The organism is Achromobacter sp. UBA2119 (genome assembly GCF_002331005.1).
In the GTDB taxonomy this organism is placed as follows: domain Bacteria; phylum Pseudomonadota; class Gammaproteobacteria; order Burkholderiales; family Burkholderiaceae_B; genus Achromobacter; species Achromobacter animicus.
On record NZ_DCYD01000015.1, the window covers coordinates 584,179 to 610,120 of the forward strand.

Sequence of the window (25,942 nt, forward strand, 5' to 3'; positions counted from 1 at the left end):
ATGGCGTCGTCGCGAAGCATGGCGTACAGGGACGGATACTCCAGGGCGGCAGGCTGTGGATGCAACCAAGGCGTCCGGCCCCGGAAGCACCCAACGCGCGTCAGGTCACGGCTACACCGCTGGCGTCACGTCAGCAGCTTGATTCCGGACGGCGTTTCGATCTGCGCGCGCAGGCGGGGCGGGCCATCGGCCTGCTCGACGTCGATCAGGCTATCCGCACCCATCCAGGCGAGCCCCTGGCGCAGCAGCGAGGCGCGGGGGTGGCAGCCGGTCAGACGCAGCAGCCGCAGCGGCTGGCGTGGCAGCGTGGCGCCCGGCGTGTTTTCCACGTCCCATTGGATCAGCGTCGGCAGCAGGCCTTCGCCGGCCTCGTAACCGGCTTCGCGCCACGCCGGCAGGCTGCCGTCATCCGGCACGGTCAGTCGCCAGCGCAGGTCGCCGCGCGTCATGGCGATGGCGGGCGGCAGCCGGTCGGGGTGTTCGGCCTGCATGCGCGTCAGGTCCAGCGGCGCCTCCACGCGCGCGGCCCAATGGGCCAGGAATGGCCCTTGTTCGATGCGTGCGCGCACGTCGCCCTGGTCCAGCCCGAACCAGCGGGGGCGATCAGGCGCCGACGCGTCGGGATCGATGGCAATGACTTCCAGGTACACGCCGTCCGCCATGCCCAGCACCCGGTTATGGGTGCCCATGCGCGGATGCGCCCCGCCGCCCTGCGGCGCGATGCCGAGCAGGCCGGCAACATATTCGGTGCCGCTGGCGAGGTCCGCGGCGGCGATGACGAGGTGGTCGATGGAGAGTTTCATGAGGGGCATGGTAACGAATCCGTGGATTTCCGTGCCCGGATACTTTCAAGGGGTCCGCTCAGAGTCACTGCCCGAACGCCAAAAGAAAAACCCGTCGCAAGCGACGGGTTTTGCATGTCAGCAGGCTGGCAATCAGGCGACTTCGCCTTCCTCGCCTTCCTTCTTGACCGGCTTGACCAGGTCTTCGCGCTTGACGCCCATCCACATGGCCAGCGCGGCGGCGACGAACACCGACGAGTAGATGCCGAACCAGATGCCGATGGTCAGGGCCATGGCGAAGTAGTGCAGGGTGGGGCCGCCGAAGAACAGCATGGCCAGCACCATCATCTGGGTCGAACCGTGGGTGATGATGGTCCGCGAGATGGTCTGGGTGATGGCGCTGTTGATGACTTCGTGCACGTCCGCCTTGCGGTACTTGCGGAAGTTTTCACGGATCCGGTCCATGATGACCACGGATTCGTTCACGGAGTAACCCAGCACGGCCAGCACGCCGGCCAGCACCGCCAGCGAGAACTCCCACTGGAAGAACGCAAAGAAGCCCAGGATGATGACCACGTCGTGCAGGTTGGCGATGACGCCGGCGACCGCGAACTTCCATTCGAAGCGGAAGCCGAGATAGATCATGATGCCGATCACGACGACCAGCAGGGCCATCAGGCCGTTGTGCAGCAGTTCTTGCCCGACCTGCGGACCCACGAACTCGACGCGGCGCAGTTCCACGCCCGAGTCGGCGGCCTTCAGTGCGGCCATGACGGTCTCGCTCTGCGTGGCGGACGTCTGGCCTTCCTGCAGGGGCAGGCGGATCATGACGTCGTGCGAGGTGCCGAAGTTCTGGACCTGGAAGTCGGTGTAGCCCAGCTTGGACACCACGCCGCGCACGTTTTCAAGCTGCGCCGTCTGGGCGTAGTTGACTTCCATGACTGTGCCGCCGGTGAACTCGATCGACAGGTGAAAGCCGCGCGTGACGATGAAGAAGACCGCCAGCAGGAAGGTGACGAGACTGATGATGTTCAGCACCAGCGCATGGCGCATGAACGGGATGGTGCGGTGAATCCGGAAAAATTCCATTTTTCGCCTTCGGTTCTTTTCTGTGGCGGACGGCCCGGGCCGTCCGCCCTATTTTCAGTTTGCCTTCGGCTTCCAGACTTCGCCGATGGAGATCGAGGTGAGCTTCTTCTTGCGGCCGTAGTACAGGTTGGCCAGCGCGCGCACGCCCACGACAGACGAGAACATCGAGGTCAGGATGCCCAGGCAGTGAACCACCGCGAAGCCCCGGATCGGGCCCGAACCGAACGCCAGCAGCGCCAGGCCCACGATCAGCGTGGTGAGGTTCGAGTCAAGAATGGTGCCCCACGCGCGTTCGAAGCCGTGATGGATGGCCTGCTGGGGTGTGGCCCCCGCGCGCAGCTCTTCCCGTATGCGCTCGTTGATCAGCACGTTCGAGTCAATGGCCATGCCCAGCGTCAGTGCGATAGCCGCGATACCGGGCAGCGTCAGCGTCGCCTGCAGCATGGACAGCAAGGCCAGCAGCAGCAGCACGTTGAAGGTCAGGCCGATCGTGGAGAACACGCCGAACAGGTGGTAGTAGATGATGATGAACGCGGCGATGGCCAGGAACCCGTACAGCGTCGAGTAGAAGCCCTTCGAGATGTTGTCGGCACCCAGGCTCGGGCCGATGGTGCGTTCCTCGATGATGGACATCGGAGCGGCCAGCGCGCCGGCGCGCAGCAGCAGTGCGGTGTCGGCGGCTTCTTCGGACGACATGCTGCCCGAGATCTGCACCTGGCCGCCCGCGATTTCGCCGCGGATGACCGGCGCGGTGACCACTTCGCCCTTGCCGTTCTCAAACAGCAGGATGGCCATGCGCTTGTTGATGTTGTCGCGGGTGACGTCGCGGAAGATGCGGGCGCCTTTGGAATCCAGCGTCAGGTGGACGGCGGCCTGCTGGGTCTGCGAATCGCGGCCGGGCTGGGCGTCCTGCAGGTTTTCGCCGGTCAGGATGACCTGGCGGCGGACCAGGATGGGACGGCCGTCGCGGTCGTTGTAGCGCTCGAGACCGAACGGGACGCTGCCGCCCAGCAGCGCGGCCTGCGCGGCGGGGGAGTCGTCGACCATGCGGATTTCGAGCGTGGCAGTGCGGCCCAGCAGTTCCTTGGCCTTGGCCACATCCTGCACGCCAGGCAGTTGCACCACGATGCGGTCCGAACCCTGTTGCTGGATGACCGGTTCGGCCACGCCCAGTTCGTTGATGCGGTTGTGCAGCGTGTTGATGTTCTGCTTGAGCGCGGAATCCTGCACGCGGGTGACGGCGGCCGGGTTCAGGGAGGCCAGCAGCAATTGCTTGCCGCCTTCTTCGCGTTCGGTGAATTCCAGATCCGGCAGGCGCGAGCGCAGCGTCGAGATGGCGCGGTCGCGGTCGTCGGTGTTGGCGAAGGTGGCGGCGATGCTCTGGCCGGAACGTTCAACGCCGGTCACGGGGATCTTCTGGTCGCGCAGCACCGAGCGCACGTCGGCGGACAAGGAGTCATAGCGGGCGGTCAGGGCGCCCTGCATGTCGACCTGCAGCAGGAAGTGCACGCCGCCGCGCAGGTCCAGACCCAGGTACATGGGCTTGGGCGCGAACCAGCCCAGCGCGCGCATCCAGGGCGGCGAGGCGGGCAGCAGGTTCAGCGCCACGGTGTATTGCGGGTCGCCGGGAACGGTATTGAGCGATTTTTCGATCAGGTCGCGGGCCTGCAGTTGCACGTCGGTCGACGGGAAGCGGGCGCGCACGGTGCCGAGCGTGCCGTTCAATTCGAAATAGGCGCCTTCGTTGGGGATCTTGGCGTCGGCCAGGATCTGTTCCACGCGGGCCAGCACGGCGGTGTCGACCTTGACCGTGGCTTTGGCGCTGGACACCTGTACGGCGGGGGATTCGCCGTAGAAATTGGGAAGCGTGTACAGCAGGCCAATGAGGACCGCGACCAGGACCGTAATGTACTTCCAGAGGGGATAGCGGTTCATTGCCGGCTACTTCATTTAAAGAGATGAAAGGGCCGCCCGAGCGGGTGAGCGCGGCGGGCGGCGGTAGGCGCCTTCAAGGACAAGAGCCCCGTTGGGGCTCTTCTGGGACGCTTACAGGGCCTTGATGGTTCCCTTGGGCAGAACGGTCGAGACCGACGACTTCTGCATGATGACTTCGACGGGCTTGTCGGCCAGTTCGGAGACTTCGACGGTGACGTAGCTGTCGTTGACCTTGGTGACCTTGCCGAGCAGGCCGCCGGCGGTGACGACTTCGTCACCCTTGGCCAGGGCCGCGATCAGATTGCGGTGTTCCTTCTGGCGCTTCATCTGCGGACGGATCATCAGGAAATAGAGGATCACGAACATCAGGATGATGGGCAGCATGCCCATCAGCGCATTGCCTTCGGGGGCGGCGGCCTGGGCCACGACGAGGCTGGCGGTATCGATAACGGACATTGAATTCTCCTGCGTTTGAGTCTGTTTGGGTTTATCGCTATGTTTTTAATGCGCCCATCCCCGCGCGAGCCATGGATAGGGCAAGCCGACTATTGTATAGAGGTTATCGCCCGCCTTTAACCAGGATGTCATCCCGGGCGTCAAGGCGGCTTCCGCTTGCAGCGGCGGCCTGCCCGGACAAATGGGGGCGAAACCTGCCGGTAAAAGCCCCTGGCGGGGCTTTTTTAACCGGCTACTCGATGCCGCGGGCGCGGTCCGCGGCGAACTGGGCGCGCCAGGCGTCAAAGCGGCCTTCCGCAATGGCCTCGCGCATTTCTTGCATGATAGTCAGATAGAAGTGCAGGTTGTGCAGCGTGTTCAGGCGCGCGCCGGTGATTTCGTTGGCGCGCTGCAGGTGGTGCAGGTAAGCGCGCGAGAAATTGCCGCAGGTGTGGCAGCTGCAGCTCGGGTCCAGCGGGCGGGTGTCGTCGCGGTACTTGGCGTTGCGGATCTTCACGTCGCCAAAGCGCGTGAACAGCCAGCCGTTGCGAGCGTTGCGGGTGGGCATGACGCAGTCGAACATGTCGACGCCGCGGCTCACGCCCTCGACCAGGTCTTCGGGAGTGCCCACGCCCATCAGGTAGCGCGGGGCCTGGACGGGCAGCTTGGGCGTCACGTGCGCCAGGATGCGCATCATGTCTTCCTTGGGCTCGCCCACCGACAGCCCGCCGATCGCGTAGCCATGAAAGCCGATGTCCTGCAGTCCGGCCAGTGACTCGTCGCGCAGCGACTCATACATGCCGCCCTGCACGATGCCAAAAAGCGCGTTCGGGTTGCCCAGGCGGTCGAATTCTTCGCGGGAGCGCCGCGCCCAGCGCAGCGACATGCGCATGGAGCGCGCGGCTTCCTCGACGGTGGCGGGGCGGCCGTCGATTTCGTAGGGCGTGCACTCGTCGAACACCATGACGATGTCGGAATTGAGCGAGCGCTGGATGCGCATCGATTCCTCGGGCGTGAGGAACAGGCGCGCGCCGTCGATGGGCGAGGCGAACTTCACGCCTTCCTCGGTGATCTTGCGCATGCCCTGCAGGCTGAACACCTGGAAGCCGCCCGAGTCGGTCAGGATGGGCTTGTCCCATTGCATGAAGCCGTGCAGGCCGCCATGCTTTTCCATGATTTCGGTGCCGGGGCGCAGCCACAGGTGGAAGGTGTTGCCCAGCACGATCTGCGAGCCGATTTCCTTGAGCTCGTGCGGCATCATCGCCTTGACGCTGCCGTAGGTGCCCACCGGCATGAAGATGGGGGTCTCGACCACGCCGTGATTCAGCGTGATGCGGCCGCGGCGGGCGCCGCCGTCGGTGGCGAGCAGTTCGAAGTTGAGTCCGGTCATGAGGCAGGGGTTTCGATGAACATGGCGTCGCCGTAGCTGAAGAAGCGGTAGCGCGCGGCGACGGCGTGGGCGTAGGCGCGGCGGATGGGCTCGACGCCGGCCAGCGCAGACACCAGCATCAGCAGGGTCGACTGGGGCAGATGGAAGTTGGTGACCAGCGCGTCCACTACCCGGTACTGGTAACCGGGGGTGATGAACAGGCGCGTGTCGCCCTGGGCGGGGGCCAGCGGGACACCGGGGGCGGTGCGGCCCTCGGTCTGCGCGGCGGCCGATTCCAGCGCGCGCACGCTGGTGGTGCCGACAGCGATCACGCGACCACCCTTGGCTCGGGCCGCGGCAATCGCGTCCACGGTGGCCTGGGGAACGGTGAACCATTCGGCGTGCATGACGTGGTCGGCCAGGTTGTCCACGCGCACGGGCTGGAAGGTGCCGGCGCCCACGTGCAGGGTGACGAAGGCGCGGGCCACGCCCAGGCCTTCCAGACGCTCAAGCGTGGGCTGGTCGAAATGCAGGCCGGCCGTGGGGGCGGCGACGGCGCCGGGTTCTCGCGCGTAGACGGTCTGGTAGCGGTCGTCGTCGCCCGCGTCCGCGGCGTGCGTGATGTACGGCGGCAGCGGCGTCGCGCCGTGGGCGTCCAGCAGGTCGAGCACGGGGCCGGGGAAGCGGATGTCGAAGAGTTCGCCTTCGCGGCCCAGCACCGTGGCCTCGAAGGCGTCGGCCAGGCGCAGCACCATGCCCGGGCCGGGCGACTTGCTGGCACGCACGTGCGCCAGGACGCGGTCGGGTTCGGTAATGCGTTCGACCAGCACCTCGATCTTGCCGCCGGTGATCTTGTGGCCCGGCAGACGCGCCTTGATGACGCGGGTGTCGTTGAACACCAGCAGGTCGTTGGGCCGCAAGAGGGAGGTCAGGTCGGCGAACTGGCGGTCTTGCAGCTGGCTGGCGGCGTCCAGGTGCAGCAGGCGGCTGCCCGTGCGCTCGGCGGCCGGCGTCTGCGCAATGAGCTCGGGCGGCAGTTCGTAGTCGAAATCGGAAACGGTGAAGGACTGGGTCACGCGGGTATCTGGAGCAATGGGATCGGCCCTGCAAATGTCGAGCCATGCCGGTTGGGCGGGCTTGGGGCAACCGCATATTGTAAAGGGGACGGTTAATAGGGGCGGATCGGCGTCCCGCGCAAATAAATACGCCGCCAAAAGGCCCCGGGGGCCGTCCCGCGCCGCCCGTAACCGTTCCAGGTTTTGTATGCTCTCGGTTTTGCTGGACGAGCAACCAGGTGGGCGAGGCATGACGGGACAAGTGATCAGGCGGGTGGGCGGACTGAAGCAGTGGCTGGCCGGCGGTGTCTTGGCCTTGGCCGCGTGCGCTGCCTTTGCGCAGGTTCCCGGATTGCCGCCCGACGTGGTGAAGGCCTGGAAAGCCAGCAAGCTGCCCGACAGTTCGCTGTCGCTGGTGGTGCAGGAGGTGGGCGGCCCGCGGCTGGTGGCGCTGAACGCCAAGGAGGGCCGCAATCCCGCGTCCGTGATGAAACTGGTCACGACCTGGGCGGCGCTGTCCGAGCTGGGGCCCAATTACGTCTGGCGCACCGAATTCATGACGGCGCCCGGCTCGCGCCCCGACGCCAAGGGCGTGCTGACCGGTCCGTTGTACCTGCGGGCCGGGGGCGATCCGCAATTCCTCATGCAGGATCTATGGACACTGCTGCGCGAGCTGCGGCTGCGCGGCGTCAAGCAGATCAATGACCTGGTGATCGACCGCAGCATCTTCGGCCAGGTGTCGATCGACCCCGGCGCGTTCGATGGCGCGCCCGACCGGGCCTACAACGCCAGTCCTGACGCGCTGATGGTGGGCTTTGGCGCGCTGCGGCTCCTGTTCACGCCGGACCCGGTCGCCAATAAGTGGGTGCCGCTGATCGACCCGCCGCTCCCGGGCCTGAAGATCGAAGGCCAGGTGGAGTGGAGCGACATCCGCTGCCCGGGTCCGCCGGTGGTCACGACCGATCCCGTCATTACCCAGCAGGGCGTGACCATCCGCGTCAACGGCAAGGTGGCGGGTTCGTGCGGGGAGTTCAGCCTGTATCGCCTGGCGCTGTCCCAGCCCGAGTACGCCACCGAGGTCTTCCGCATGCTCTGGAAGGAACTGGGCGGCACGTTCAAGGGACAGGTCCGGTCCGGCATGGTGCCGGCGGACGCGGTGGTGCTGGCCTCGCATGATTCGCCGACGCTGGCCGAGGCCATCCGCCAGATCAACAAGCGCAGCAACAACGTCATGGCGCGCACCCTGCTGCTGACGCTGGGCGCCGAGCGCGGCCGCCGGCCGGCCACCGTGGCCAGCAGCGAAGAGGTTGCCAAGCAACTCCTGGCCAAGCAGGGGCTGGACATGCCGGAGCTGGTCATCGACAACGGCGCCGGCCTGTCGCGCGAGGCCCGGGTGTCCGCGGACAGTCTGGCGTCGATGCTGACCGTGGCCTGGAATTCGCCGGTGATGCCGGAATACATTTCGTCCTTTGCGATCGCCGGCGTGGACGGAACGGTGCGTCGCCGCCTGAAGGGCAACGGCACGCTCGGCATGGCGCATCTGAAGACCGGCTCGCTGCGCGACGTGCGTTCGATCGCCGGCTACGTGCTGGGGGCGAGCGGCAAGCGCTATGTGGTCGTCAGCATCGTCAACCACGAACAGGCTGGCGCGGTCCGAGCCTTCGACGACGCCTTGATCTCCTGGCTCGCCGAACAATAGCCAAAACGATTACGATCCTTCCGTGAGCCTCGCACCGGGCAACGCAAGTGCGTCGCGCCGTCGCCGGTCCGCCTGAGGCCAAAAGAATTCTGACCAACAAATACTCTGGAGAGTTACGCACATGCCCGTGCACGAAATCCGCCATCCGCTGATCCGCCACAAGCTCGGGATCATGCGGCGCGCCGACCTCAGTACCAAGAGCTTCCGTGAACTGTCGCAGGAAGTGGGCGCGTTGCTGACGTATGAAGCGTCCAAGGACCTGCCGCTGGCCCCCGCCACCGTCGAGGGCTGGTGTGGCCAGGTCGAGGTCGAGAAGATCGCCGGCAAGAAAGTCACCGTCGTGCCGATCCTGCGCGCCGGCATCGGCATGCTGGACGGCGTGCTGAGCCTGATTCCGGGCGCCAAGGTCAGCGTCGTGGGCGTGGCCCGCAACGAAGAGACGCTGGAAGCCCACACGTATCTGGAACGCCTGGTCGGCGAACTGGACCAGCGCCTGGCGCTGATCGTTGACCCCATGCTGGCGACGGGCGGCTCGATGGTCGCCGCCATCGACCTGCTCAAGCGCGCCGGCTGCAAGGAAATCCGCGCGCTGGTGCTGGTGGCCGCGCCGGTGGGCATTGACGCCGTGCTGGCCAAGCACCCGGACGTGCACATCTACACCGCGTCCATCGACGACGGCCTGAACGAGCACGGCTACATCATGCCGGGCCTGGGCGACGCGGGCGACCGCATCTTCGGCACGCAGCAAAAGGGCTGAAAGCAAAAGGGCTGAAGACGCGTTGCGGCCGGTTCCCTTGCCGGGATCGACCGGAACTCGACCGCAAAGCGGCCCAGGACCGCGCGCGGTCAGCAGGTCAGGTTTTCACGCCGTAACCGCCGGCTGTCCCAGGTGCTGGCCGAACCAATGCAACTTCGGCGCCAAGCCGGCGACCTCGCCCACGATCAGCAGGGCGGGGGACCGGACGGCATGTTCCCGTGCCAGTTCCGGCAGTTGCGCCAGCGGACCCGACACCACACGCTGTTCGGGCCGGCTGCCGTTTTCGATGAGCGCAAACGGCGTCTCGGGCGAACGGCCATGGCGCAAGAGGCGCTGGGTCAGCAATTCAAGCTGGCCCACACCCATATAGAACGCCAACGTCTGTTTTTCGCGTGCCAGCGCGGGCCAATCCAGGTTGTCTTCATCTTCGCGGCAATGCGCGGTGATCAGGCGGACCGATTGCGCGTGCTCACGGTGCGTCAGCGGAATGCCGGCATAGGCGGCACAGGCCAGCGCCGCCGTGATGCCCGGCACGACTTCGTAGCGCACGCCATGCGCGCGCAGAAATTCCAGTTCCTCGCCGCCGCGGCCAAAAATGAATGCATCGCCACCCTTTAGCCGCACCACGCGGCGGCCGGCGTGCGCGTGTTCGACCAGCAGCGCATGGATGCGCGCCTGCGTCGCGTGATGGTTTTCGCCGGGCAGCTTGCCCACCGACACGCGTTCGGCGTCGCGCCGGGCAAGCGACATGACCTCGTCGCTGACCAGGCGGTCGTAGAGGATGACGTCGGCCTCGTTCAGGGCGCGCAAGGCCTTGAGCGTCAGGAGACCGGGGTCGCCGGGGCCAGCGCCGACCAGCACCACGCTGCCCTCGGCGGGCGCGATGGGCGAGGCCAGCGCATCTGCCAGCGCGGCCTCGGCCTGCGCCGGTTGTTGCTGGCGCAGGAATCCCGCGACCGGGCCATCCAGCAACCAGTCATAGAAGCGGCGGCGCGCGCCCAGGTCCGGGTGGCTGGCGCGGATGCGTTTGCGGTAGGTGGCCGCCAGGCCGGCAAGCTGGCCCAGCGTGTGATCGAACAGCGATTCGATGCGCTCGCGGATGCGGCGGGCCAGCACGGGGGCCACGCCCGACGACGAAATGGCGACGATGACCGGCGACCGGTCGACGATGGACGGCACCTGGAAGGAGGACAGTTCGGGGTCGTCCACGACGTTGGTGAATATGCGGCGCGCTTTCGCAGCCTCTGAGACCGCGGCGTTGACCGCGCGATCGTCGGTGGCGGCCACGACCAGCCACACGTCCTGCAGCCAGGCGGGGTCGAACGGCCCCGGCAGATGGCGGATACGGCCCTCGGCCGCAAGGGCCGCCAGGGCCGGCGTCAGTTCGGGCGCGCCCACGACCACATTGGCACAGGCCTCCAGCAGCGCGAGCGTCTTGCGTTCGGCGACGGCGCCGCCGCCAACAACGAGTACCAGCCGGTCTGTCAGATCGGCAAAAATCGGGAAAAGCTTCATGAATGCCAGCCTCGGGCGTACCCGGCTCAATGTGGGTCGATGATAGGGACGGGTTCTCATCCCCACAACTTTTGATTTCTTTATTTCATATAGCCATAACTTATTTGGCCGGGCGTCAGGCGCTGCCCAGCCACTGGCTCATTTCGACGACTTCGCGGGCGACTTCGCCCAGCCGTTTCTGGCTTTGCATGGCGCGTTCGCGCAGCAGCCGATGCGCGTCTTCCTCGGAAACGGCGCGCGTCTTCATCAGGATACCCTTGGCCTTCTCCACCCACTGTCGGTCCGCCAGGCGGAGCTGGGCCTCGCGCAGTTCCTCGCGGCGGGTCTTCTCCACGGCAAAGCGCTCGATCGCCACGGTCAGCAGCGGTTCGATGCGCGCGGCCGGCACATCGCCCACCACATAGGCGGCCACGCCTGCCCGTAGCGCCGTGCGGATGGTCTCGCGGTTGTCGTTGTCGGTGAACATCACGACTGGCCGGTCGCTGTACGAACTGGCGACGCAGATGTTCTCCAGTGTGTCGCGGCCGGGGGCGTCGCTGTCGATCAGTACGACGTCGGCGGCGGACTGCGCGATGCTGGCGGCCAGGTCGGCGCCCGGGGCCACCTCGGCGACGACGTGCACGCCCGCTGCGGCAAGCGTTTGCCGCAGCGACGCCGCGCGTCCTTCGCCATCGTTGAGCAGCATGACCTTCAGCATCAAACACCCCCTGTCTGCTTGCTGATGCAAGTTCCATGCCATGGTTGCCGCACGCGGCGGCGGGTGCCTGAGCACGGTGGCGGGGCGCGCGCCGCACAGCGATGGTGCGCTGCGGCATCGCATTGCGCACCAATATGGCTCTGCCCCTGATTCACGGCAGCACGGCGCTGACGCCGCGGAATCGCCGCAGCGCCAGCGCCCGCGCGGCCTGCAGGGCGGTTGGCATCCTTCCGGGAAAAACTGGCACAGCGATTGCTTAAGTGAAAACGGGGCGGCCAACGGCGGTCGCCCGACGCAACACGCCGCGACACGCGGCCAGGGACAACGTCGTTCCGCTGCGCCATCGGATCCAGATCCGTGGCGCGCGGGACGTTTTTTTTTGCCGCCATTTTTTCCGTCACCCCGCAAGGAACCCTCCATGACGCTCATGACCCGCAGTTCCTCGACCGTCACCGCGCCCGCCGACGCGACCGCCAACGCCAGCCGCCGCAAATGGCTGGGCGGAACGGCGCGCGCGGTAGCCGGCGCCGGCCTGCTTTCGCTGGTCGATCCGCTGGTGCGCGCCGGCGCATGGGCCGCCGGGACAGACGCGCCGGAAAAGACCGAGGTCAAGATCGGCTTCATTCCGCTGACCGACTGCGCCTCGGTGGTGATGGCGTCGGTGCTGGGCATCGACAAGAAGTTCGGGGTCAAGATCACGCCGTCGAAGGAAGCATCTTGGGCCGCCGTGCGCGACAAGCTCATGAATGGCGAACTGGACATGGCGCACGTGCTGTACGGCCTGGTCTACGGCGTGCACATGGGCATCGGCGGTCCGAAGAAGGACATGGCCGTGCTGATGAGCCTGAACCAGAACGGCCAGGCGATCACGCTATCGAACAAGCTGCTGGAAGCGGGCGCGCGCGACGGCGAATCGCTGGCCAAGCTGATGGCGGCCGACAAGCGTGAATACACCTTCGCGCAGACCTTTCCGACGGGCACGCACGCGATGTGGCTGTATTACTGGCTGGCGGCTCATGGCATCAACCCCATGAAGGACGCCAAGGTGATCACCGTGCCGCCGCCGCAGATGGTGGCGAACATGCGTGTGGGCAACATGGACGGCTACTGCGTGGGCGAGCCCTGGGGCGCGCGCGCCATCATGGACAAGATCGGCTTCACGACGGTGACCTCGCAAGGCATCTGGACCGACCACCCCGAAAAGGTACTGGGCGCTAGCGCCGACTTCGTGAACCGCAATCCCAATACCGCGCGTGCGGTCACCGCCGCGATCCTGGAAGCGGGCAAGTGGATCGACGCGTCGCCCGAGAACCGCCGCAAGACGGCCGAGACCATCGCCGCCAGGTCCTACGTCAACACCGATGCGGGCGTCATCGTGGACCGCATGCTGGGGCAGTACGACGATGGCTTGGGCAAGAAGTGGTCGGACGCGCACGCCATGCGCTTCTATGCGGACGGCGCCGCCAATTTTCCGTACCTGAGCGACGGCATGTGGTTCCTGACGCAGCACAAGCGCTGGGGCTTGCTGAAAGAGCATCCCGATTACCAGGCGATCGCCACCCAGATCAATCGCGTCGACGTCTACAAGCAGGCCGCACAGGCCGCGGGCGTTGCACTGCCCGCCAGCGAAACGCGTACGTCCAAGCTGATCGACGGTGTGGTCTGGGACGGCAGCAATCCGGCGGCGTATGCCGACGGTTTCAAGGTCAAGGTCTGATGGCCACCACCAAAGGGGACTCGAAATGTCTACCGTAACGATGACAACCCGCGGCGACGCATTCGCCGCGTTGTGGCGGGAACGCCTGGAATCTGCGCTGAAGGCGGTCGTGGGGCCGGTCGCCGGCTTTGCGCTCTTCGTGCTGGTCTGGCAGGTGGTGGCGATGCGCATACCGGAGATCCCGACGCCGGGCGTCACGTGGCATGCGGCCGTCGAGCTTTTCTCGGACCCGTTCTACGACAACGGCCCCAACGACAAGGGCATCGGCTGGAACCTGCTGGCTTCGCTGGAACGCGTGGCGATCGGCTTCGGGCTGGCGGCGCTGGTCGGCATTCCCGTGGGCTTTGCGATCGGCCGTTACGCCGCCGTGCGCGCCATGTTCTCGCCGATCGTCAGCCTGTTGCGGCCGGTGTCGCCGCTGGCGTGGCTGCCGTTGGGGTTGCTGCTGTTCAAGGCGGCCGACCCCGCCGCGATCTGGGCGATTTTCATCTGTTCGATCTGGCCGATGATCATCAATACCGCCGTGGGCGTGTCGCGCGTGCCGCAGGACTACCTGAACGTGGCGCGCGTGTTGAACCTGTCCGAATGGAAGGTGACGACCAAGGTGCTGCTGCCTTCCGTGCTGCCCTACATGCTGACCGGCGTGCGGCTGTCGATCGGCACCGCCTGGCTGGTGATCGTGGCCGCCGAGATGCTGACGGGCGGCACGGGCATCGGATTCTGGCTGTGGGACGAATGGAACAACCTGAAGGTCGAGCACATCGTCATCGCCATTTTCGTGATCGGCATCGTGGGGCTGCTGCTGGAAACCCTGCTGGTCGCGCTGGCCCGCCGTTTCACCTATACCGAGGAATAGCGCCATGAAGAAATTCGTACGCATCGAACGCGTGGGTCAGACCTTCGACACCCGCAAGGGCGCCTTCGTGGCGCTGCGCGATATCGACCTGACGGTCGAGCAGGGCGAGTTCATCACGCTGATCGGCCACTCCGGCTGCGGCAAGTCCACCTTGCTCAACCTGATCGCCGGGCTGACCCGGCCGACCAGCGGCGTGCTGTTGTGCGCCGAACGCGAGATCACCGGCCCGGGGCCCGACCGCGCGGTGGTGTTCCAGAACCATTCGTTGCTGCCATGGCTGACGTGTTTCCAGAACGTGCACCTGGCGGTCGAGCGGGTGTTCGGCGCCACGGAAAAGCGTGCCCAGCTGGCCGAGCGCACGCGCGCCGCGCTGGATCTGGTGGGCTTGCTGCCCGCGCAGAACAAGCTGCCGCGCGAGATCTCCGGGGGCATGAAGCAGCGTGTGGGCATCGCGCGCGCACTGGCGATCGAGCCGGGCGTGCTGCTGATGGACGAACCGTTTGGCGCACTGGACGCGCTGACCCGCGCGCATCTGCAGGACGAGTTGCTCAAGATTGTGGCCAAGACGCGCACGACCACGATCATGGTCACCCACGACGTGGACGAAGCCGTGCTGCTGTCGGACCGCATCGTGATGCTGACCAACGGGCCGGCCGCGACCATCGGGGAGATCCTGCCGGTGCCGCTGTCCCGCCCGCGCGACCGCGTGCGGCTGGCCAACGATCCGACGTATCTCGCGTGCCGCGCGGGCGTGGTGGACTTTCTGCATCGCCGGCACGGTAATCCCGAACGTTCTCAGGCCGCGGCGCAGGCGAATGCGGTCCTGTCGGTTGTGCCCGCGCCGTTGGAAGAAGCAGCGGCGACGGCACGCGCCGCCGCGTAGGAGGTCTGTCATGCAAGCCAGGCAGAAGCTGGTCGTGGTCGGTAACGGGATGGCCGGCATTCGCACCGTGGAGGAGCTGCTCAAGCTCGCGCCGGATCTCTACGACATCACGGTGTTCGGCGCCGAGCCTCACACCAACTACAACCGGATCCTGCTGTCGCCCGTGCTGACCGGCGAACGCACGCTGCAGGACATCGTGCTGAACGACGAGGACTGGTATGCACGCCACGGCATCCGGCTGCTGCGCGGCCGCACGGTGACGGATATCGATCGCGCGCGGCGCGTGGTGCAGGCCGACGACGGTTCTCGTACGCATTACGACAGGCTGCTGCTGGCAACCGGGTCCACGCCTTTCATCCTGCCGGTGCCGGGTCATGATCTGGACGGCGTGGTGGCATTTCGCGACATCGGCGACGTCAATCACATGATCGACGCCGCCACGCGCTACCGCCACGCGGTGGTGATCGGCGGCGGATTGCTGGGCCTGGAGGCCGCCAACGGCCTGGCGGCGCGCGGCATGACCGTGTCGGTGGTGCACCTGGGCGCGGCGCTGCTGGATCGCCAACTGGACGGCGAGGCGGCCGCGTTGTTGCGCGAAAACCTGGAAGCGCGGGGGCTGACGTTTTTGCTCCAGCACCAGACCGAGTCGATCCTGGGCGGCACGGACGGGCGCGTGCGCGCGGTGCGCTTTGCCGACGGCACGGAAGTCCCGGCGGATCTGGTGGTGATGGCCGCCGGGGTGCGGCCCAACACCGAACTGGCCCAACGCTGCGGATTGCATGTGGATCGGGGGGTGGTGGTGAGCGACACCTTGCAGACGTTCGACCCGCGCATCTATGCGGTGGGGGAATGCGTCAGCCACCGTGGCACGGCCTACGGGCTGGTCGCGCCGCTGTTCGAGCAGGCCAAGGTCGCGGCCAATCATCTTGCGCTGCACGGCATCGGCCGTTACGAGGGCAGCGTCACGTCGACGAAACTCAAGGTGACCGGCATCGACCTTTTCTCCGCGGGCAACTTCGCGGGCGGCGCGCAGACCGAGACGATCACGCTGGCCGACATGCCGGGCGGCGTCTACAAGAAACTGGTTATTCGCGACGACCGCCTGGTCGGCGCCTGCCTGTACGGCGACACGGCGGACAGCGCCTGGTACATGCGGCTGATCCGCGAAGGTGTCGGCATCGGCGCGCTGCGCGACCGGCTCATGCTGGGCGAAGCGGGGGCGGAGTAGGACATGGACATGCCGATGGCGCGACGGATTGAAATCGTCAACGAAGCGGCGCGAGACGTGGCGTCGGTCTGCTGTTACTGCGGCACCGGCTGCGGGGTGCGGGTGCAGGTGCGCGATGGTGCGGTCGTTGGCGTGCGCGGCGACGAGTCGCACCCGGCAAATCGCGGCCGCTTGTGCAGCAAAGGTCTGGCGCTGGCCGACACCGTGCGGCGCGATGACGCGCGCGTGTTGTCGGCGCAATGGCGTTCGGCGCGCAATCAGTCCCTTGAGGATGTCGCGCTGGCGCAGGCGCTGGACATCGCCGCGGACCGGCTGGCCGACGCGATTATCCGGCACGGCCCGGATGCTGTGGGCTTTTATCTGTCCGGCCAGTTGCTGACCGAAGACTATGCCGTCTTCAACAAGCTGGCGCGCGCGCTGGCGGGCACGAACAACATCGACACCAATTCGCGCCTGTGCATGTCAAGCGCGGTGTCGGGCTACAAGCGCACGCTGGGCGCGGACGCGCCGCCCGCCTGCTACGAAGACCTGGAACTGGCCGACACCGTGCTGATCGCCGGGTCCAACATGGCCTACGCGCACCCCGTGCTGTTTCGTCGGCTGGAAGCCGCGCGGGCCAGCCGGCCGCACATGAAGGTGATCGTGATCGACCCGCGCCGCACCGACACGGCCGCGTTTGCCGACCTGCATCTGCCGATCGCGCCAGGGTCTGACGTGGCGCTGTTCAATGCCATGCTGCATGTGATGCTGCGCGAGGGGCTGGTCGACGAGGACTACATCGCGCGCCATACCGAGGGCTTCGAGACGCTACGGGCGCGCGTGCAAACGGTGACACCCGAGGCGGCACAGCGCCTCTGCGGCGTGCCGGCGCAGGACATCGTCCAGGCGGCGCGCTGGTTCGGCCAGGCGCCGGCGGCGCTGTCGCTGTACACGATGGGCTTGAACCAGTCGGTGGCGGGCACTGACAAGAATGCGGCGCTGATTCACCTGCATCTGGCCACCGCGCAGATCGGGCGTCCCGGCGCGGGGCCGTTTTCGCTGACGGGCCAGCCCAACGCCATGGGCGGGCGCGAAGCGGGCGGCATGGCGACCCTGCTGCCGGGCCATCGCGATCCCGCGTCGGCCACGGACCGCGCCGAGGTCGCGCGGCTGTGGGGGGTGAAGCGCCTGCCCGACGCGCCAGGCGCCACGGCGCTCGACATGTTCGACGCGGTGCTGGACGGGCGCATCAAGGTGTTGTGGATCGCGGCAACCAATCCCGCGCAGTCGCTGCCGGATCAGGCGCGCGTGCGGGCCGCGTTGGCCCGCGCGGAGTTCGTCATCGTGCAGGAGGCATTCGCCGGCACCGAGACGCTGGCCCATGCCGACCTGGTGCTGCCCGCGGCGACCTGGCCCGAGAAAACCGGCACGGTGACCAACTCCGAGCGGCGCATCAGCCGGGTCCGCGCCGCCATCGCGCCGCCCGGCGACGCGCAGCCCGACTGGCGATTGGCACAGGCAGTTGCGCAGCGGCTCGCGGCGCGCATCGCGCCGGCCAAGGCGGCGCTGTTTGCCTATCGCGACGAAAGCGAGGTCTTTGCCGAGCACGCCCGCATGACCGCCGGCCGGGACCTGGACTACAGCACGGTGGATTACGCCGTGCTGGCGCAGCACGGACCGCAGCAATGGCCGTACCGGGCGGGGCAGGGCACCGCGCGCCTGTACGCCGACGGCGTGTTTCCCACCACCAGCGGCCGCGCCCGGTTCTGCGACGTCGCATGGCGGCCGACCGCCGAAACCGTTTCCGGCGACTTTCCGCTGCAACTGACGACGGGCCGGTTGCGCGATCACTGGCACACGATGGCGCGCACCTCGCTGGCTCGCGTGCTGACGCAGCATGTCGAGGAGCCATGGGTATCGCTGCATCCGGAGGACATGCGCCGCCTGGATCTGGCGCCCGGGTCACTGGCCCGGCTGCAGTCGCGGCGCGGCGCGCTGGTGCTGCCGGTGCAGGCGGACGCGTCGCTGCTTCCCGGCCAGGCCTTCGTGCCGATGCACTGGGGTAGCGCGTTCATGGCCGGCTTGGGCGTGAACGCGCTGACCAATCCGGCAGCCGATCCGATATCGCGCCAGCCCGAGCTCAAATTCAGCGCCGTGCGCGCCGAGCCGGCGGCCCTTTTGTGGCAGGCGGCGGCGTGGCGGCAGGGCGATGCAGCGGCGCTGCGGACCCGGCTGGCGCCCTGGCTGCGCCGCTTCGACTATGCCGTCGTCCTGCCGGTGGGCGCGGGCGGCGTCCGGTTGCGGCTCGCCAGCCGCGTCGCGCCGGAAGCCGACGTGCTGCACGAGTTGGCAGACACGCTGGACCTGCGGCGTCCCGATGTGGCGTACGACGATCCGGCGCGCGGCTATTTGCGCCGGGTCAGCGCCGGCCAAGGCACGCTGCATGCCTTTCTGCTGACGGGCGACCTGCGCGCGCAGGAGCCGCTGCTGGCGTGGGCTGCGGGGGGCGAGGCGCCCGCCAGCATCGCGGCGCTGCTGATGGGACGCGTTGCGGGCGCGGTGCGTTCGCGCACCCTCTGCGTCTGCAATGGCGTCAGCGAAGCGGCCATCCTGAAAGGCATCGAAGGCGGCTGCGATCTGGCGGGGCTGAAGGACTCGCTGGGTTGCGGCACCGGCTGCGGTTCGTGCGTGCCGGAGATCCAGGCGCTGATGGCGCGCGCGCCCGCGGCGCCGGTGCTGGCGTGACGACACGTTCGGACATACGCCGGGTACGGCAACCGGTGTAGTATCAAGCCAGCTGTCCCCATGGCGGGACGGCGCTTTCGGATTTCTGGAGTGGCTTGTGACGACGATGCGAAAAATGGCATCCCTGGTTTTTGCGGCCGGCGCGTTGGGCGCGGCCGCTACGGCGCAGGCCGGCGTGTGTGACGCGAAGTTCATGCACGACGGGGGCGCCGTCCAACTGACCGGCTCGGGCAATCTGGCGCTGGGCGCGGATCTGACCTTTGCCGAAGTTACAAAAAGCAATGGCGACAACTGCCGCGCGCGCGTGCAGGGCGTTGCCCGATTCAGCTACGCGGGTCTGCCGCCCGGCAAGTCCAAGCTCGACTACCTGATGACCGTCAAGGGCGGCCAAGCCACCTTCCTGCGCTACGCCAGCGCGGGCGAAGCGCCCAAGCCTTCCGAAGGCCAGTTCGACCTGCGCATGCTGGGTCTCTTTGCCTACGACGGCAAGCTGGCGGCGGGCCAGAAGCTGCCCGGCTCGTCGTTCCGCCTGAAGATCGGCAAGGAAGCGCCGGTGGGCGGCCAGCCCAGCACCACGGTCCGCATCGGTGAAAAATCGGTTGGTCAGAAGACCTCGATGGACACCGCGCTGGGCAAGCAGTCGTGCCACCCGATCACCTATACGCGCAATTCGGATCCCACGATGGCCACGTTTCAGGGCCTGACCATTCCCATCCCCGGCATGAACACGACGGTCACCGATTGGTATTGCCCGGCCGTAAATCTGGTGATGAAGCAGGACATCGATCAGGGCGGCGTGAAATCCGCCGTTGAGATTACGCAGATCAAGTAGCACCCGGTAGCAAGCGGGCGTTTCCGCCCGCATGGCCGCTGGTATCATCGTTTCCGTCATGGACACACAACAGGAGCTCAGAAAATGGCAACGAGAAAATCCGAAGACGTCGCAAAAGAAAAACTCATGGACAGTGTCAAGACCAGCCTGAACGACGCCGAAAGCCTGCTGCGCGAAGCCGCCAGCAGCACCGGCGACAAGGCCAACGAACTGCGCGACCGCGCCATGACCTCGCTGCGGCGCACGCGCGAGGCCCTGTACGAAGCGCAAGACGCCGTCCTCGAACGTGGCCGCAAGGCTGCCCGTGCGACGGATGACTACGTGCACGACAATCCCTGGCAAGCCATCGGGGTCGCAGGCGTGACCGGCCTGCTGCTCGGCTTGCTGATCAGCCGCCGCTGACAGGGCAGGACGTCCGGGCGGCAGGCACGGCTTCATGCCGTTGCCTGCCGCCCGGCGTTCATTCAGCCATGGGTCTAAGAAAAACTGTTTTCGGTGTTGCCTCCAGCCTGGTCGGGCTGATGCGCACGCGGCTGGAGCTGCTGGCTCTGGAAGCCGCAGACGAAAAGGCGCGCCTGCTCAAGCTGCTGGGCCTCGCGTTTGCGGCCCTGCTATTTCTGACGCTGGCGGTGCTGGTGGCCACCATCACCATCGCCGTGGCGTTCTGGCCCACGGAAGACCGCTATCTGGCGCTCGGGCTGCTGGCGGCGTTCTATGGGGTGGCCGGCGTGGTGCTGTTGCTGGTGGTGCGCCACGGACTCGTGTACGGACAGACGCCGTTTTCGGCCACGCTCGAAGAGCTGGGCCGGGATGCGGAACTGCTGGACCGGGTGCGCGACATGCATGCCGACGACGAGACGCCGGTGCGCCGGCGCGAGGAGTTCTAAGCCATGTCGAAAAGATCTCCGACCGTCGACCGCGCCGTGCGCATCGAATTGCTGCGCGCCCGCGCCGCCATCGAGCGCGAGTCGCTGGCACAGAACATCGTGTCGGCCGGGCGCAGGCTCGAGCCCAGCGCGCTCATCCGCGGCATGCTGCCGGGCCTGGCATCTGGCGGCGCGTCCCGCTGGGCGTTGCAGGCCATCACGATGGCGCGGCGTTATCCCATCATCAGTTCGTCGCTGTCCGCCATGTTCATGCGTGGCGGCAAGCGCGGCAAGCTGTTGAAGCTGGCCGGCGGCGCCTTCGTGGGCTGGCAGCTCTTGAAGGCCTGGCGCGGCGCGCGCCAGGACGACGACCGGGAACGCGACTGACGCCAGCTGCCAGATAAAAACCCCGCCGCTCAACCGGCCCCGCACCGCCAGACTTTCGTCCGGCAATGCGGGCCCGGCCAGGCGGCGGGGTTTTTTTATGCGCAGGCAGTGGCGCGTCTACAGTCCCAACTGCCCCCACATATCGTCCACGCGCTTCTTGACATCCGCGTCCATCGTGATGGGGGTGCCCCATTCACGATTCGTCTCGCCCGGCCACTTGTTGGTGGCGTCCAGGCCCATCTTGCCGCCCAGGCCGGACACGGGCGACGCGAAGTCCAGGTAGTCGATCGGCGTGTTCTCCACCAGCAACGTGTCGCGCACCGGATCCATGCGGGTGGTCATCGCCCAGACCACTTCCTTCCAGTCGCGCGGATTGATGTCCTCGTCCACGACCACGATGAACTTGGTGTACATGAACTGGCGCAGGATGCTCCACAGCCCGAACATGACGCGCTTGGCGTGGCCCGCGTACTGCTTGCGGATCGACACCACGGCCAGCCGGTAGCTGCAGCCTTCGGGCGGCAGGTAGAAATCCACGATTTCCGGAAGCTGGCGGCGCAGCAGCGGCACGAAGACTTCGTTCAGCGCCACGCCCAGCACGGCGGGCTCGTCGGGCGGCTTGCCGGTGTACGTGGAGTGATAGATGGGGTTGCGGCGCATCGTGATGCGCTCGACGGTGAAGACCGGGAACCAGTCCTGCTCGTTGTAGTAGCCGGTGTGGTCGCCGTACGGACCTTCCAGCGCCATTTCGTAGCCGGTGTCGGGCGGGGGATTGACGCCTTCGGGCACCACGGGCTTGATGGCACGCGGGTCCGAGGACGGCAGCAGATGGCCTTCCAGCACGATTTCGGCCCACGCGGGTACGGACAGGTTGCTGCCCAGCGCCTGCGCGACTTCGGTGCGCGAACCGCGCAGCAGCCCCGCAAACTGGTATTCGGACAGGCTGTCCGGCACCGGCGTGACGGCGCCCAGCGTGGTGGCCGGGTCGGCGCCCAGCGCCACCGCAATCGGGAAGGGCGTGCCGGGGTTGGCGATCGCGTGGTCGCGGAAATCCAGCGCGCCGCCGCGGTGCGACAGCCACCGCATGATGAGCTTGTTCGGGCCCAGCAACTGCTGGCGGTAGATGCCCAGGTTCTGGCGCTTGGCGTTGGGACCGCGCGTAATGACCAGGCCCCACGTCAGCAGCGGCGCCACGTCGCCCGGCCAGCAGGTCTGGATGGGCAGCCGGTTCAGGTCCACGTCCTTGCCTTCCCAGACGATTTCCTGGCAGGCGGGGCTTTTGACGTTTTTGGGACTCATGTCCCACAGCGCCGATTTCAGCATCGACACCTTCGCCAGCGCATCGCGCAGGCCCTTGGGCGCCTCGGGCTCGCGCAGCGAGGCCAGCAGTTCGCCGATGTCGCGCAGCGCGCTGACGTTGTCGGCGCCCATGCCGCGCGCCACGCGGGCGGGCGTGCCGAACAGATTGGCCAGCACGGGCATCTGCGCGGGCTGGCCGTTGTGGCGGGCGTTTTCGAACAGCAGGGCGGGGCCTTCAGCCCGCAGCACGCGGTCGGAAATCTCCGTCATTTCAAGCTGCGTCGACACCGGCGCAGCAATGCGTTTGAGTTCGCCCATTCGTTCAAGTTGGGCGATGAAGTCTCTAAGGTCGCGGTATTTCACTACAGATCCCAGCGATTTGGTTACATTTCGGATTCAAAGAGAGGTTAACATTGACTCCCTCTTTTTTACGCAGGAGGTTTTATGCCCGATGCGTCAGTGGCCAGCCTGTTCAGGAACATGGCCCAAGGAGTGCACCAATATCTTGCCGAATCCCTGCGCATTTGCTCTGTCTACCTGGGCATCGCGGTCATTGTGACGGTAAGCATGGGATTCGCCCTGCCTGGTTTGCGCGACCAGGCATTGCAAGTGCACAAAGCCTTGTTGACCGCCCTCGCGCCTTCATCCATGCAGGCCAGCTCCGAGTCCGAAGCCGGCTCCGAACTGGGTGCCGACACCTCGTCGGCAATTGCCATGGCCGTACCCACCGCACCCGCCAGCAACGCCACCGGCATGCTGGGGCCGGCTCGTGTCGCGCCGCCCGCGCCCAAAAAGACCGCGTCGGCGGCCACGGGACCACAGGCCGAAGCACTGCGCAACTATATCTCGCGCAAGTACAAGGTTGCGTATGACGCGACCGGTCCGCTGCTGAACACCGTGTACAAGGTCAGCCGCGAAAAGCAGTTGGACCCCTTGCTGGTCCTGGCCGTGATCGCCATCGAATCGCGTTACAACCCGCTGGCCGAAAGCCATGTGGGCGCACAGGGCCTGATGCAGGTCATGACCAGCGTGCATCAGGACAAGTTTGACGCGGTCGGCAAGAATCCGCTGGACCCGGCCGCCAACATCGGCGTCGGCGCCACGATCCTGCGCGACTGCATCAACCGCCGCGGTTCGATCGACGGCGGGCTGGCGTGTTACGTGGGGGCCACCGGCCCGGACGACAACGGCTACGGCGCCAAGGTGCAGGCGGAACGCCGGCGCTTGGCGCTGGCGTCGGGCATTGCGCTGGCGCGCGACTGATCCGCGCTGTCCGTTCTGAAAAAAAGGCGCGTCCCGCAAGGACGCGCCTTTTTCATGGGGACGGCACAGCAGGGTCAGCGCTGCAACAGCGCGCCCATCCGCGCGACCGCTTCTTCCAGGCGGTCCAGGCCGGTGGCGTACGAAAACCGCATGGTGTGCGCCGCGTGCGCCGGTCCGAAGTCCAGGCCCGGCACGGCGGCCACGCCGGCTTCCAGCAACAGTCGCTGCGAGAACGCGGCGCTGTCCATGCCCAGGCTGCTGATATCGGCATAAATATAGAAGGCGCCGTCCGGCTTGACCGGCACGTCGATGCCCAGGCGCTCGAATTCCGGCAGCAGGTAATCGCGGCGCTGCTTGAAGGCCCCGCGGCGGTGTTCGAAGATCTTCAGCGCGGCAGGCGTGAAGCAGGCCAGCGCGGCATGCTGGGCCAACGTGGGCGCGCAGATCGCCAGGCTGGAGGCAATCTTTTCCACCGGCGCGACCATGTCGTCGGGCACGATCATCCAGCCCAGGCGCCAGCCCGTCATGTGGAAGTACTTGGAGAAGCTGTTGATGACGATGACGTCGTCGTCCAGCGTCAGCGCCGAGCGCGGCTGGCCGTCATAGGACAGCCCCAGATAGATTTCGTCGACGATGGCAAAGCCGTCGCGGGCGCGCACCTGCGCCAGCAGCTCGGCCAGCTCGCCGTGGGCGATCGACGTGCCGGTGGGATTGCTGGGCGAGGCCACCATCACGCCCTGCGTGGCGGGCGTCCAGTGACGCGCGACGTCGTCGGCGGACAGCTGGAAGCGTTTTGCCGCCGTGCTAGGAATCAGGCGCGGCACGCCGCCCGCGGCCAACACGAAGTTGCTGTTCGCCGGATACGACGGATCGGGCATCAGCACCTCGCCGCCGGTATTCACCAGCGCCGCGCAGGCCAGCGTCAGGGCGCCCGAGGCGCCCGCGGTCACAATGACGCGCCGCGGGTCGATGGCGGCGCCGAACTGGTCGCGGTAGAACTGCGCGATGGCCTCGCGCAGCGGGGCGATGCCCGCGCCCGGGCTGTAGCCGCTGAGGCCGGCGCGCGCGGCGCGGTCCAGCGCTTCCACCACCTGGGGGGGCGCGGTAAAGTCCGGTTCGCCGATGCCCAGGCTGATAATGTCCCTTCCGGCCGCCTGCAGCGCCTGCGCCTGCTTGAACAGTTCCATCACCTGGAACGTCAGGAAATCGTGGGTGCGGGTAGCAAGGCGGGGCATCGGAATCTCGAAAGCGTCATCTAGCAAAAAAGGAATTGTAGTCATGCAGCCATCCCGGCGCGCCTTTCTCATGGGCCGGCGACCCGTCCAGACGCCGTGGGCGGCCTTTGTGCAACGCCTCGCGCTGGTGTGCCGCGGCAAGGTCCGCGACCTGGGCGAGGGTGGGGCGGACGGCACCTGCGCCATGCTCACGCCGGCGTCCGGGGCCGACGTCGTCCAGGCGCGCAAGCTCTGCGCCGAGTACCACGTGACGCTGGAATTGGAAGGGGCGGCGGGACCCTTCGCGCCCTCGGCCCGGCCGCGCCTGCGGGTGGATCCCGTCTTGCTGACCGCATTGACCCGGTTGGACGGGGATGCACCACGGTGGCACGCGCAGCCCGGCGTGACCGTGGCGGCGTTGGCCAGCGCGGGGCTGCGGCAGTTCGCAGGGCTGCCGGGCGACATGACGCTGGCCCAGTGGGTGGCGGCGCCGGCGTCCTGGCCGGCGGGCCATTGCGCGGCCTCGGGCCTCGTGGCGGCGGACGTCCTGCTGGCCGATGGCATCGAGGAAACGCTGGGCGCGTTCGGCGAAACCGACGTGCAGCCGCTGCGGTCGGCGACCGTGCAGCGCCTGGTGCCCGCGCTGTTCCAGCTTGCGTCCGGCGGCGATGCGTTCGCGACCAACGATGGGTATCACTGGCTGGGCCGCTACCGGCTGGACGCGCTCAAGCCCGTCACGCCGGCCACCGTCAACCTGGCGCAATTGCTGCTGGGACACGGCGGCACGCTGGCCTGGCTGCAGGGCGCGGTGCTGGTTGACGTGCCGCCCGGCGACGATGTCCGGACCGGCGCCGCGACCGCGTCCCGGCCTGAACCGGCTGCCCCGGGATTGGCAACCGTCCGCCTGGACGGCCGCGTCAAAACCCACTTCGACCCCGACGGCTGCTTCCCGGAACTCCTGTGGCCCGAAGTCTGACAAACGTTCAGCTTGCTGTAAGATTTCGGCGCTCGACCTCAAGAAAGAGCAGGGCCCGCGTATCGCACGGCCCGTCATGGGAATAGAATTCCTCCCTCTTTCGTGTCACACACTCTAGCCAGTAACCGCCCTATGGATGCCAACCTTCGCAAAGCCGCCCTTGAATATCACGAGCACGGGCGCCCCGGCAAAATCTCGGTCACGCCGACCAAGCAGCTGACGAACCAGCGCGATCTGGCGCTGGCGTACTCGCCCGGCGTGGCGGCGGCCTGTGAGGAAATCGTGGCGGATCCGGCCAACGTGTTCCGCTACACGGCCCGCGGCAATCTGGTGGGCGTCATCACCAACGGCACCGCGGTGCTGG

At 67.0% G+C, this 25,942-nt stretch carries 22 protein-coding genes and 2 pseudogenes; 14 read left to right on the forward strand and 10 right to left on the reverse strand.

Annotation, left to right across the window (positions count from 1 at the left end; translation table 11 throughout):
• Positions 1–125 precede the first annotated feature (125 nt).
• From B3098_RS17140 to queA, 6 genes are all read right to left on the reverse strand, one after another.
• A complete protein-coding gene (locus B3098_RS17140; RefSeq protein ID WP_286898212.1) occupies positions 126–803 on the reverse strand; it encodes a VOC family protein in 678 nt (225 codons plus the stop codon).
• A 132-nt stretch (positions 804–935) separates the two neighbouring features.
• Positions 936–1,871, reverse strand: a complete 936-nt coding sequence (gene secF, locus B3098_RS17145; RefSeq protein WP_175124534.1) for a protein translocase subunit SecF — start codon at positions 1,869–1,871, stop codon at positions 936–938.
• A 54-nt stretch (positions 1,872–1,925) separates the two neighbouring features.
• Positions 1,926–3,806: a protein translocase subunit SecD gene (secD, locus tag B3098_RS17150; protein WP_286897963.1), complete on the reverse strand. Its 1,881-nt coding sequence runs from the start codon at positions 3,804–3,806 to the stop codon at positions 1,926–1,928.
• Positions 3,807–3,917: 111 nt separating this feature from the next.
• The gene (gene yajC, locus B3098_RS17155; protein WP_042794815.1) at positions 3,918–4,262 is read right to left on the reverse strand and encodes a preprotein translocase subunit YajC; all 345 of its coding nucleotides are present in this window, start codon (positions 4,260–4,262) and stop codon (positions 3,918–3,920) included.
• A gap of 232 nt (positions 4,263–4,494) precedes the next feature.
• Positions 4,495–5,631 carry a tRNA guanosine(34) transglycosylase Tgt gene (gene tgt / locus B3098_RS17160; protein ID WP_286897972.1) on the reverse strand — a complete coding sequence of 379 codons (1,137 nt, stop codon included), beginning with the start codon at positions 5,629–5,631 and terminating at the stop codon, positions 4,495–4,497.
• On the reverse strand, positions 5,628–6,686 hold the full coding sequence (queA, locus tag B3098_RS17165) for a tRNA preQ1(34) S-adenosylmethionine ribosyltransferase-isomerase QueA (RefSeq protein ID WP_279975409.1): 1,059 nt from the start codon (positions 6,684–6,686) through the stop codon (positions 5,628–5,630). Before queA ends, tgt begins: the two co-directional genes overlap by 4 nt.
• A 229-nt stretch (positions 6,687–6,915) precedes the next feature.
• On the opposite strand from queA, the gene dacB reads away from it, so the two are divergent.
• Complete coding sequence (gene dacB / locus B3098_RS17170) at positions 6,916–8,364, forward strand: D-alanyl-D-alanine carboxypeptidase/D-alanyl-D-alanine endopeptidase (RefSeq protein ID WP_175124538.1); 1,449 nt, start codon at positions 6,916–6,918, stop codon at positions 8,362–8,364.
• Positions 8,365–8,485: 121 nt separating this feature from the next.
• Entirely contained in the window at positions 8,486–9,121 is a 636-nt protein-coding gene (gene upp / locus B3098_RS17175) for a uracil phosphoribosyltransferase (protein WP_175124539.1), read from the forward strand.
• A 105-nt stretch (positions 9,122–9,226) separates the two neighbouring features.
• On the opposite strand, the gene cysG is transcribed toward upp, so the two are convergent.
• Together cysG and B3098_RS17185 are read right to left on the reverse strand one after the other, a co-directional pair.
• Positions 9,227–10,636: a siroheme synthase CysG gene (gene cysG, locus B3098_RS17180; protein ID WP_286897977.1), complete on the reverse strand. Its 1,410-nt coding sequence runs from the start codon at positions 10,634–10,636 to the stop codon at positions 9,227–9,229.
• 115 nt (positions 10,637–10,751) lie between these two features.
• Entirely contained in the window at positions 10,752–11,333 is a 582-nt protein-coding gene (locus B3098_RS17185; protein WP_175124541.1) for an ANTAR domain-containing response regulator, read from the reverse strand.
• A gap of 418 nt (positions 11,334–11,751) precedes the next feature.
• Between B3098_RS17185 and B3098_RS17190 the strand changes: the two genes are divergently transcribed.
• The 9 genes and pseudogenes from B3098_RS17190 (at position 11,752) to B3098_RS17230 (ending at position 20,826) form a co-directional block, all read left to right on the forward strand.
• Entirely contained in the window at positions 11,752–13,050 is a 1,299-nt protein-coding gene (locus B3098_RS17190; protein WP_286897979.1) for a CmpA/NrtA family ABC transporter substrate-binding protein, read from the forward strand.
• 25 nt (positions 13,051–13,075) lie between these two features.
• A complete protein-coding gene (gene ntrB / locus B3098_RS17195; protein ID WP_286897981.1) occupies positions 13,076–13,906 on the forward strand; it encodes a nitrate ABC transporter permease in 831 nt (276 codons plus the stop codon).
• Between the two features lie 4 nt (positions 13,907–13,910).
• Positions 13,911–14,789, forward strand: a complete 879-nt coding sequence (locus tag B3098_RS17200) for an ABC transporter ATP-binding protein (protein ID WP_175124543.1) — start codon at positions 13,911–13,913, stop codon at positions 14,787–14,789.
• A gap of 10 nt (positions 14,790–14,799) precedes the next feature.
• Positions 14,800–16,002, forward strand: a pseudogene (locus tag B3098_RS17205) (NAD(P)/FAD-dependent oxidoreductase); the annotation flags it as partial.
• A gap of 18 nt (positions 16,003–16,020) precedes the next feature.
• Positions 16,021–18,741, forward strand: a complete 2,721-nt coding sequence (locus tag B3098_RS17210) for a nitrate reductase (protein ID WP_286897985.1) — start codon at positions 16,021–16,023, stop codon at positions 18,739–18,741.
• A gap of 106 nt (positions 18,742–18,847) precedes the next feature.
• Positions 18,848–19,573: a hypothetical protein gene (locus B3098_RS17215; RefSeq protein ID WP_370633016.1), complete on the forward strand. Its 726-nt coding sequence runs from the start codon at positions 18,848–18,850 to the stop codon at positions 19,571–19,573.
• Between the two features lie 84 nt (positions 19,574–19,657).
• Positions 19,658–19,975, forward strand: coding sequence for a DUF883 family protein (locus B3098_RS17220; protein ID WP_105240220.1), 318 nt, complete (start codon positions 19,658–19,660; stop codon positions 19,973–19,975).
• Between the two features lie 68 nt (positions 19,976–20,043).
• Complete coding sequence (locus tag B3098_RS17225) at positions 20,044–20,460, forward strand: phage holin family protein (RefSeq protein WP_175124547.1); 417 nt, start codon at positions 20,044–20,046, stop codon at positions 20,458–20,460.
• Positions 20,461–20,463: 3 nt separating this feature from the next.
• Positions 20,464–20,826 carry a hypothetical protein gene (locus B3098_RS17230; protein WP_175124548.1) on the forward strand — a complete coding sequence of 121 codons (363 nt, stop codon included), beginning with the start codon at positions 20,464–20,466 and terminating at the stop codon, positions 20,824–20,826.
• A gap of 117 nt (positions 20,827–20,943) precedes the next feature.
• Here B3098_RS17230 and ubiD read toward each other — a convergent pair whose 3' ends face one another.
• A complete protein-coding gene (gene ubiD / locus B3098_RS17235) occupies positions 20,944–22,488 on the reverse strand; it encodes a 4-hydroxy-3-polyprenylbenzoate decarboxylase (RefSeq protein WP_175124549.1) in 1,545 nt (514 codons plus the stop codon).
• An 81-nt stretch (positions 22,489–22,569) separates the two neighbouring features.
• On the opposite strand from ubiD, the gene B3098_RS17240 reads away from it, so the two are divergent.
• Entirely contained in the window at positions 22,570–23,388 is an 819-nt protein-coding gene (locus B3098_RS17240; RefSeq protein ID WP_175124550.1) for a lytic transglycosylase domain-containing protein, read from the forward strand.
• A gap of 74 nt (positions 23,389–23,462) precedes the next feature.
• On the opposite strand, the gene B3098_RS17245 is transcribed toward B3098_RS17240, so the two are convergent.
• Entirely contained in the window at positions 23,463–24,623 is a 1,161-nt protein-coding gene (locus B3098_RS17245; RefSeq protein ID WP_286897991.1) for a pyridoxal phosphate-dependent aminotransferase, read from the reverse strand.
• Positions 24,624–24,666: 43 nt separating this feature from the next.
• Here B3098_RS17245 and B3098_RS17250 point away from each other — a divergent pair, with 43 nt between their 5' ends.
• Positions 24,667–25,578, forward strand: coding sequence for an FAD-binding protein (locus tag B3098_RS17250; RefSeq protein ID WP_286897993.1), 912 nt, complete (start codon positions 24,667–24,669; stop codon positions 25,576–25,578).
• A gap of 132 nt (positions 25,579–25,710) precedes the next feature.
• A pseudogene (locus tag B3098_RS17255) lies at positions 25,711–25,942 on the forward strand (NADP-dependent malic enzyme); the annotation flags it as partial.

Coding starts and splice junctions, on each gene's coding strand:
- dacB (WP_175124538.1), top strand. CDS start 6,916: ATGACGGGACAAGTGATCAGGCGGGTGGGCGGACTGAAGCAGTGGCTG.
- B3098_RS17230 (WP_175124548.1), top strand. CDS start 20,464: ATGTCGAAAAGATCTCCGACCGTCGACCGCGCCGTGCGCATCGAATTG.
- tgt (WP_286897972.1), bottom strand. CDS start 5,631: ATGACCGGACTCAACTTCGAACTGCTCGCCACCGACGGCGGCGCCCGC.
- B3098_RS17210 (WP_286897985.1), top strand. CDS start 16,021: ATGGACATGCCGATGGCGCGACGGATTGAAATCGTCAACGAAGCGGCG.
- B3098_RS17140 (WP_286898212.1), bottom strand. CDS start 803: ATGAAACTCTCCATCGACCACCTCGTCATCGCCGCCGCGGACCTCGCC.
- B3098_RS17185 (WP_175124541.1), bottom strand. CDS start 11,333: ATGCTGAAGGTCATGCTGCTCAACGATGGCGAAGGACGCGCGGCGTCG.
- B3098_RS17225 (WP_175124547.1), top strand. CDS start 20,044: ATGGGTCTAAGAAAAACTGTTTTCGGTGTTGCCTCCAGCCTGGTCGGG.
- secF (WP_175124534.1), bottom strand. CDS start 1,871: ATGGAATTTTTCCGGATTCACCGCACCATCCCGTTCATGCGCCATGCG.
- B3098_RS17240 (WP_175124550.1), top strand. CDS start 22,570: ATGCCCGATGCGTCAGTGGCCAGCCTGTTCAGGAACATGGCCCAAGGA.
- B3098_RS17220 (WP_105240220.1), top strand. CDS start 19,658: ATGGCAACGAGAAAATCCGAAGACGTCGCAAAAGAAAAACTCATGGAC.
- B3098_RS17200 (WP_175124543.1), top strand. CDS start 13,911: ATGAAGAAATTCGTACGCATCGAACGCGTGGGTCAGACCTTCGACACC.
- secD (WP_286897963.1), bottom strand. CDS start 3,806: ATGAACCGCTATCCCCTCTGGAAGTACATTACGGTCCTGGTCGCGGTC.
- B3098_RS17245 (WP_286897991.1), bottom strand. CDS start 24,623: ATGCCCCGCCTTGCTACCCGCACCCACGATTTCCTGACGTTCCAGGTG.
- B3098_RS17190 (WP_286897979.1), top strand. CDS start 11,752: ATGACGCTCATGACCCGCAGTTCCTCGACCGTCACCGCGCCCGCCGAC.
- yajC (WP_042794815.1), bottom strand. CDS start 4,262: ATGTCCGTTATCGATACCGCCAGCCTCGTCGTGGCCCAGGCCGCCGCC.
- cysG (WP_286897977.1), bottom strand. CDS start 10,636: ATGAAGCTTTTCCCGATTTTTGCCGATCTGACAGACCGGCTGGTACTC.
- B3098_RS17250 (WP_286897993.1), top strand. CDS start 24,667: ATGCAGCCATCCCGGCGCGCCTTTCTCATGGGCCGGCGACCCGTCCAG.
- B3098_RS17215 (WP_370633016.1), top strand. CDS start 18,848: ATGCGAAAAATGGCATCCCTGGTTTTTGCGGCCGGCGCGTTGGGCGCG.
- upp (WP_175124539.1), top strand. CDS start 8,486: ATGCCCGTGCACGAAATCCGCCATCCGCTGATCCGCCACAAGCTCGGG.
- ntrB (WP_286897981.1), top strand. CDS start 13,076: ATGTCTACCGTAACGATGACAACCCGCGGCGACGCATTCGCCGCGTTG.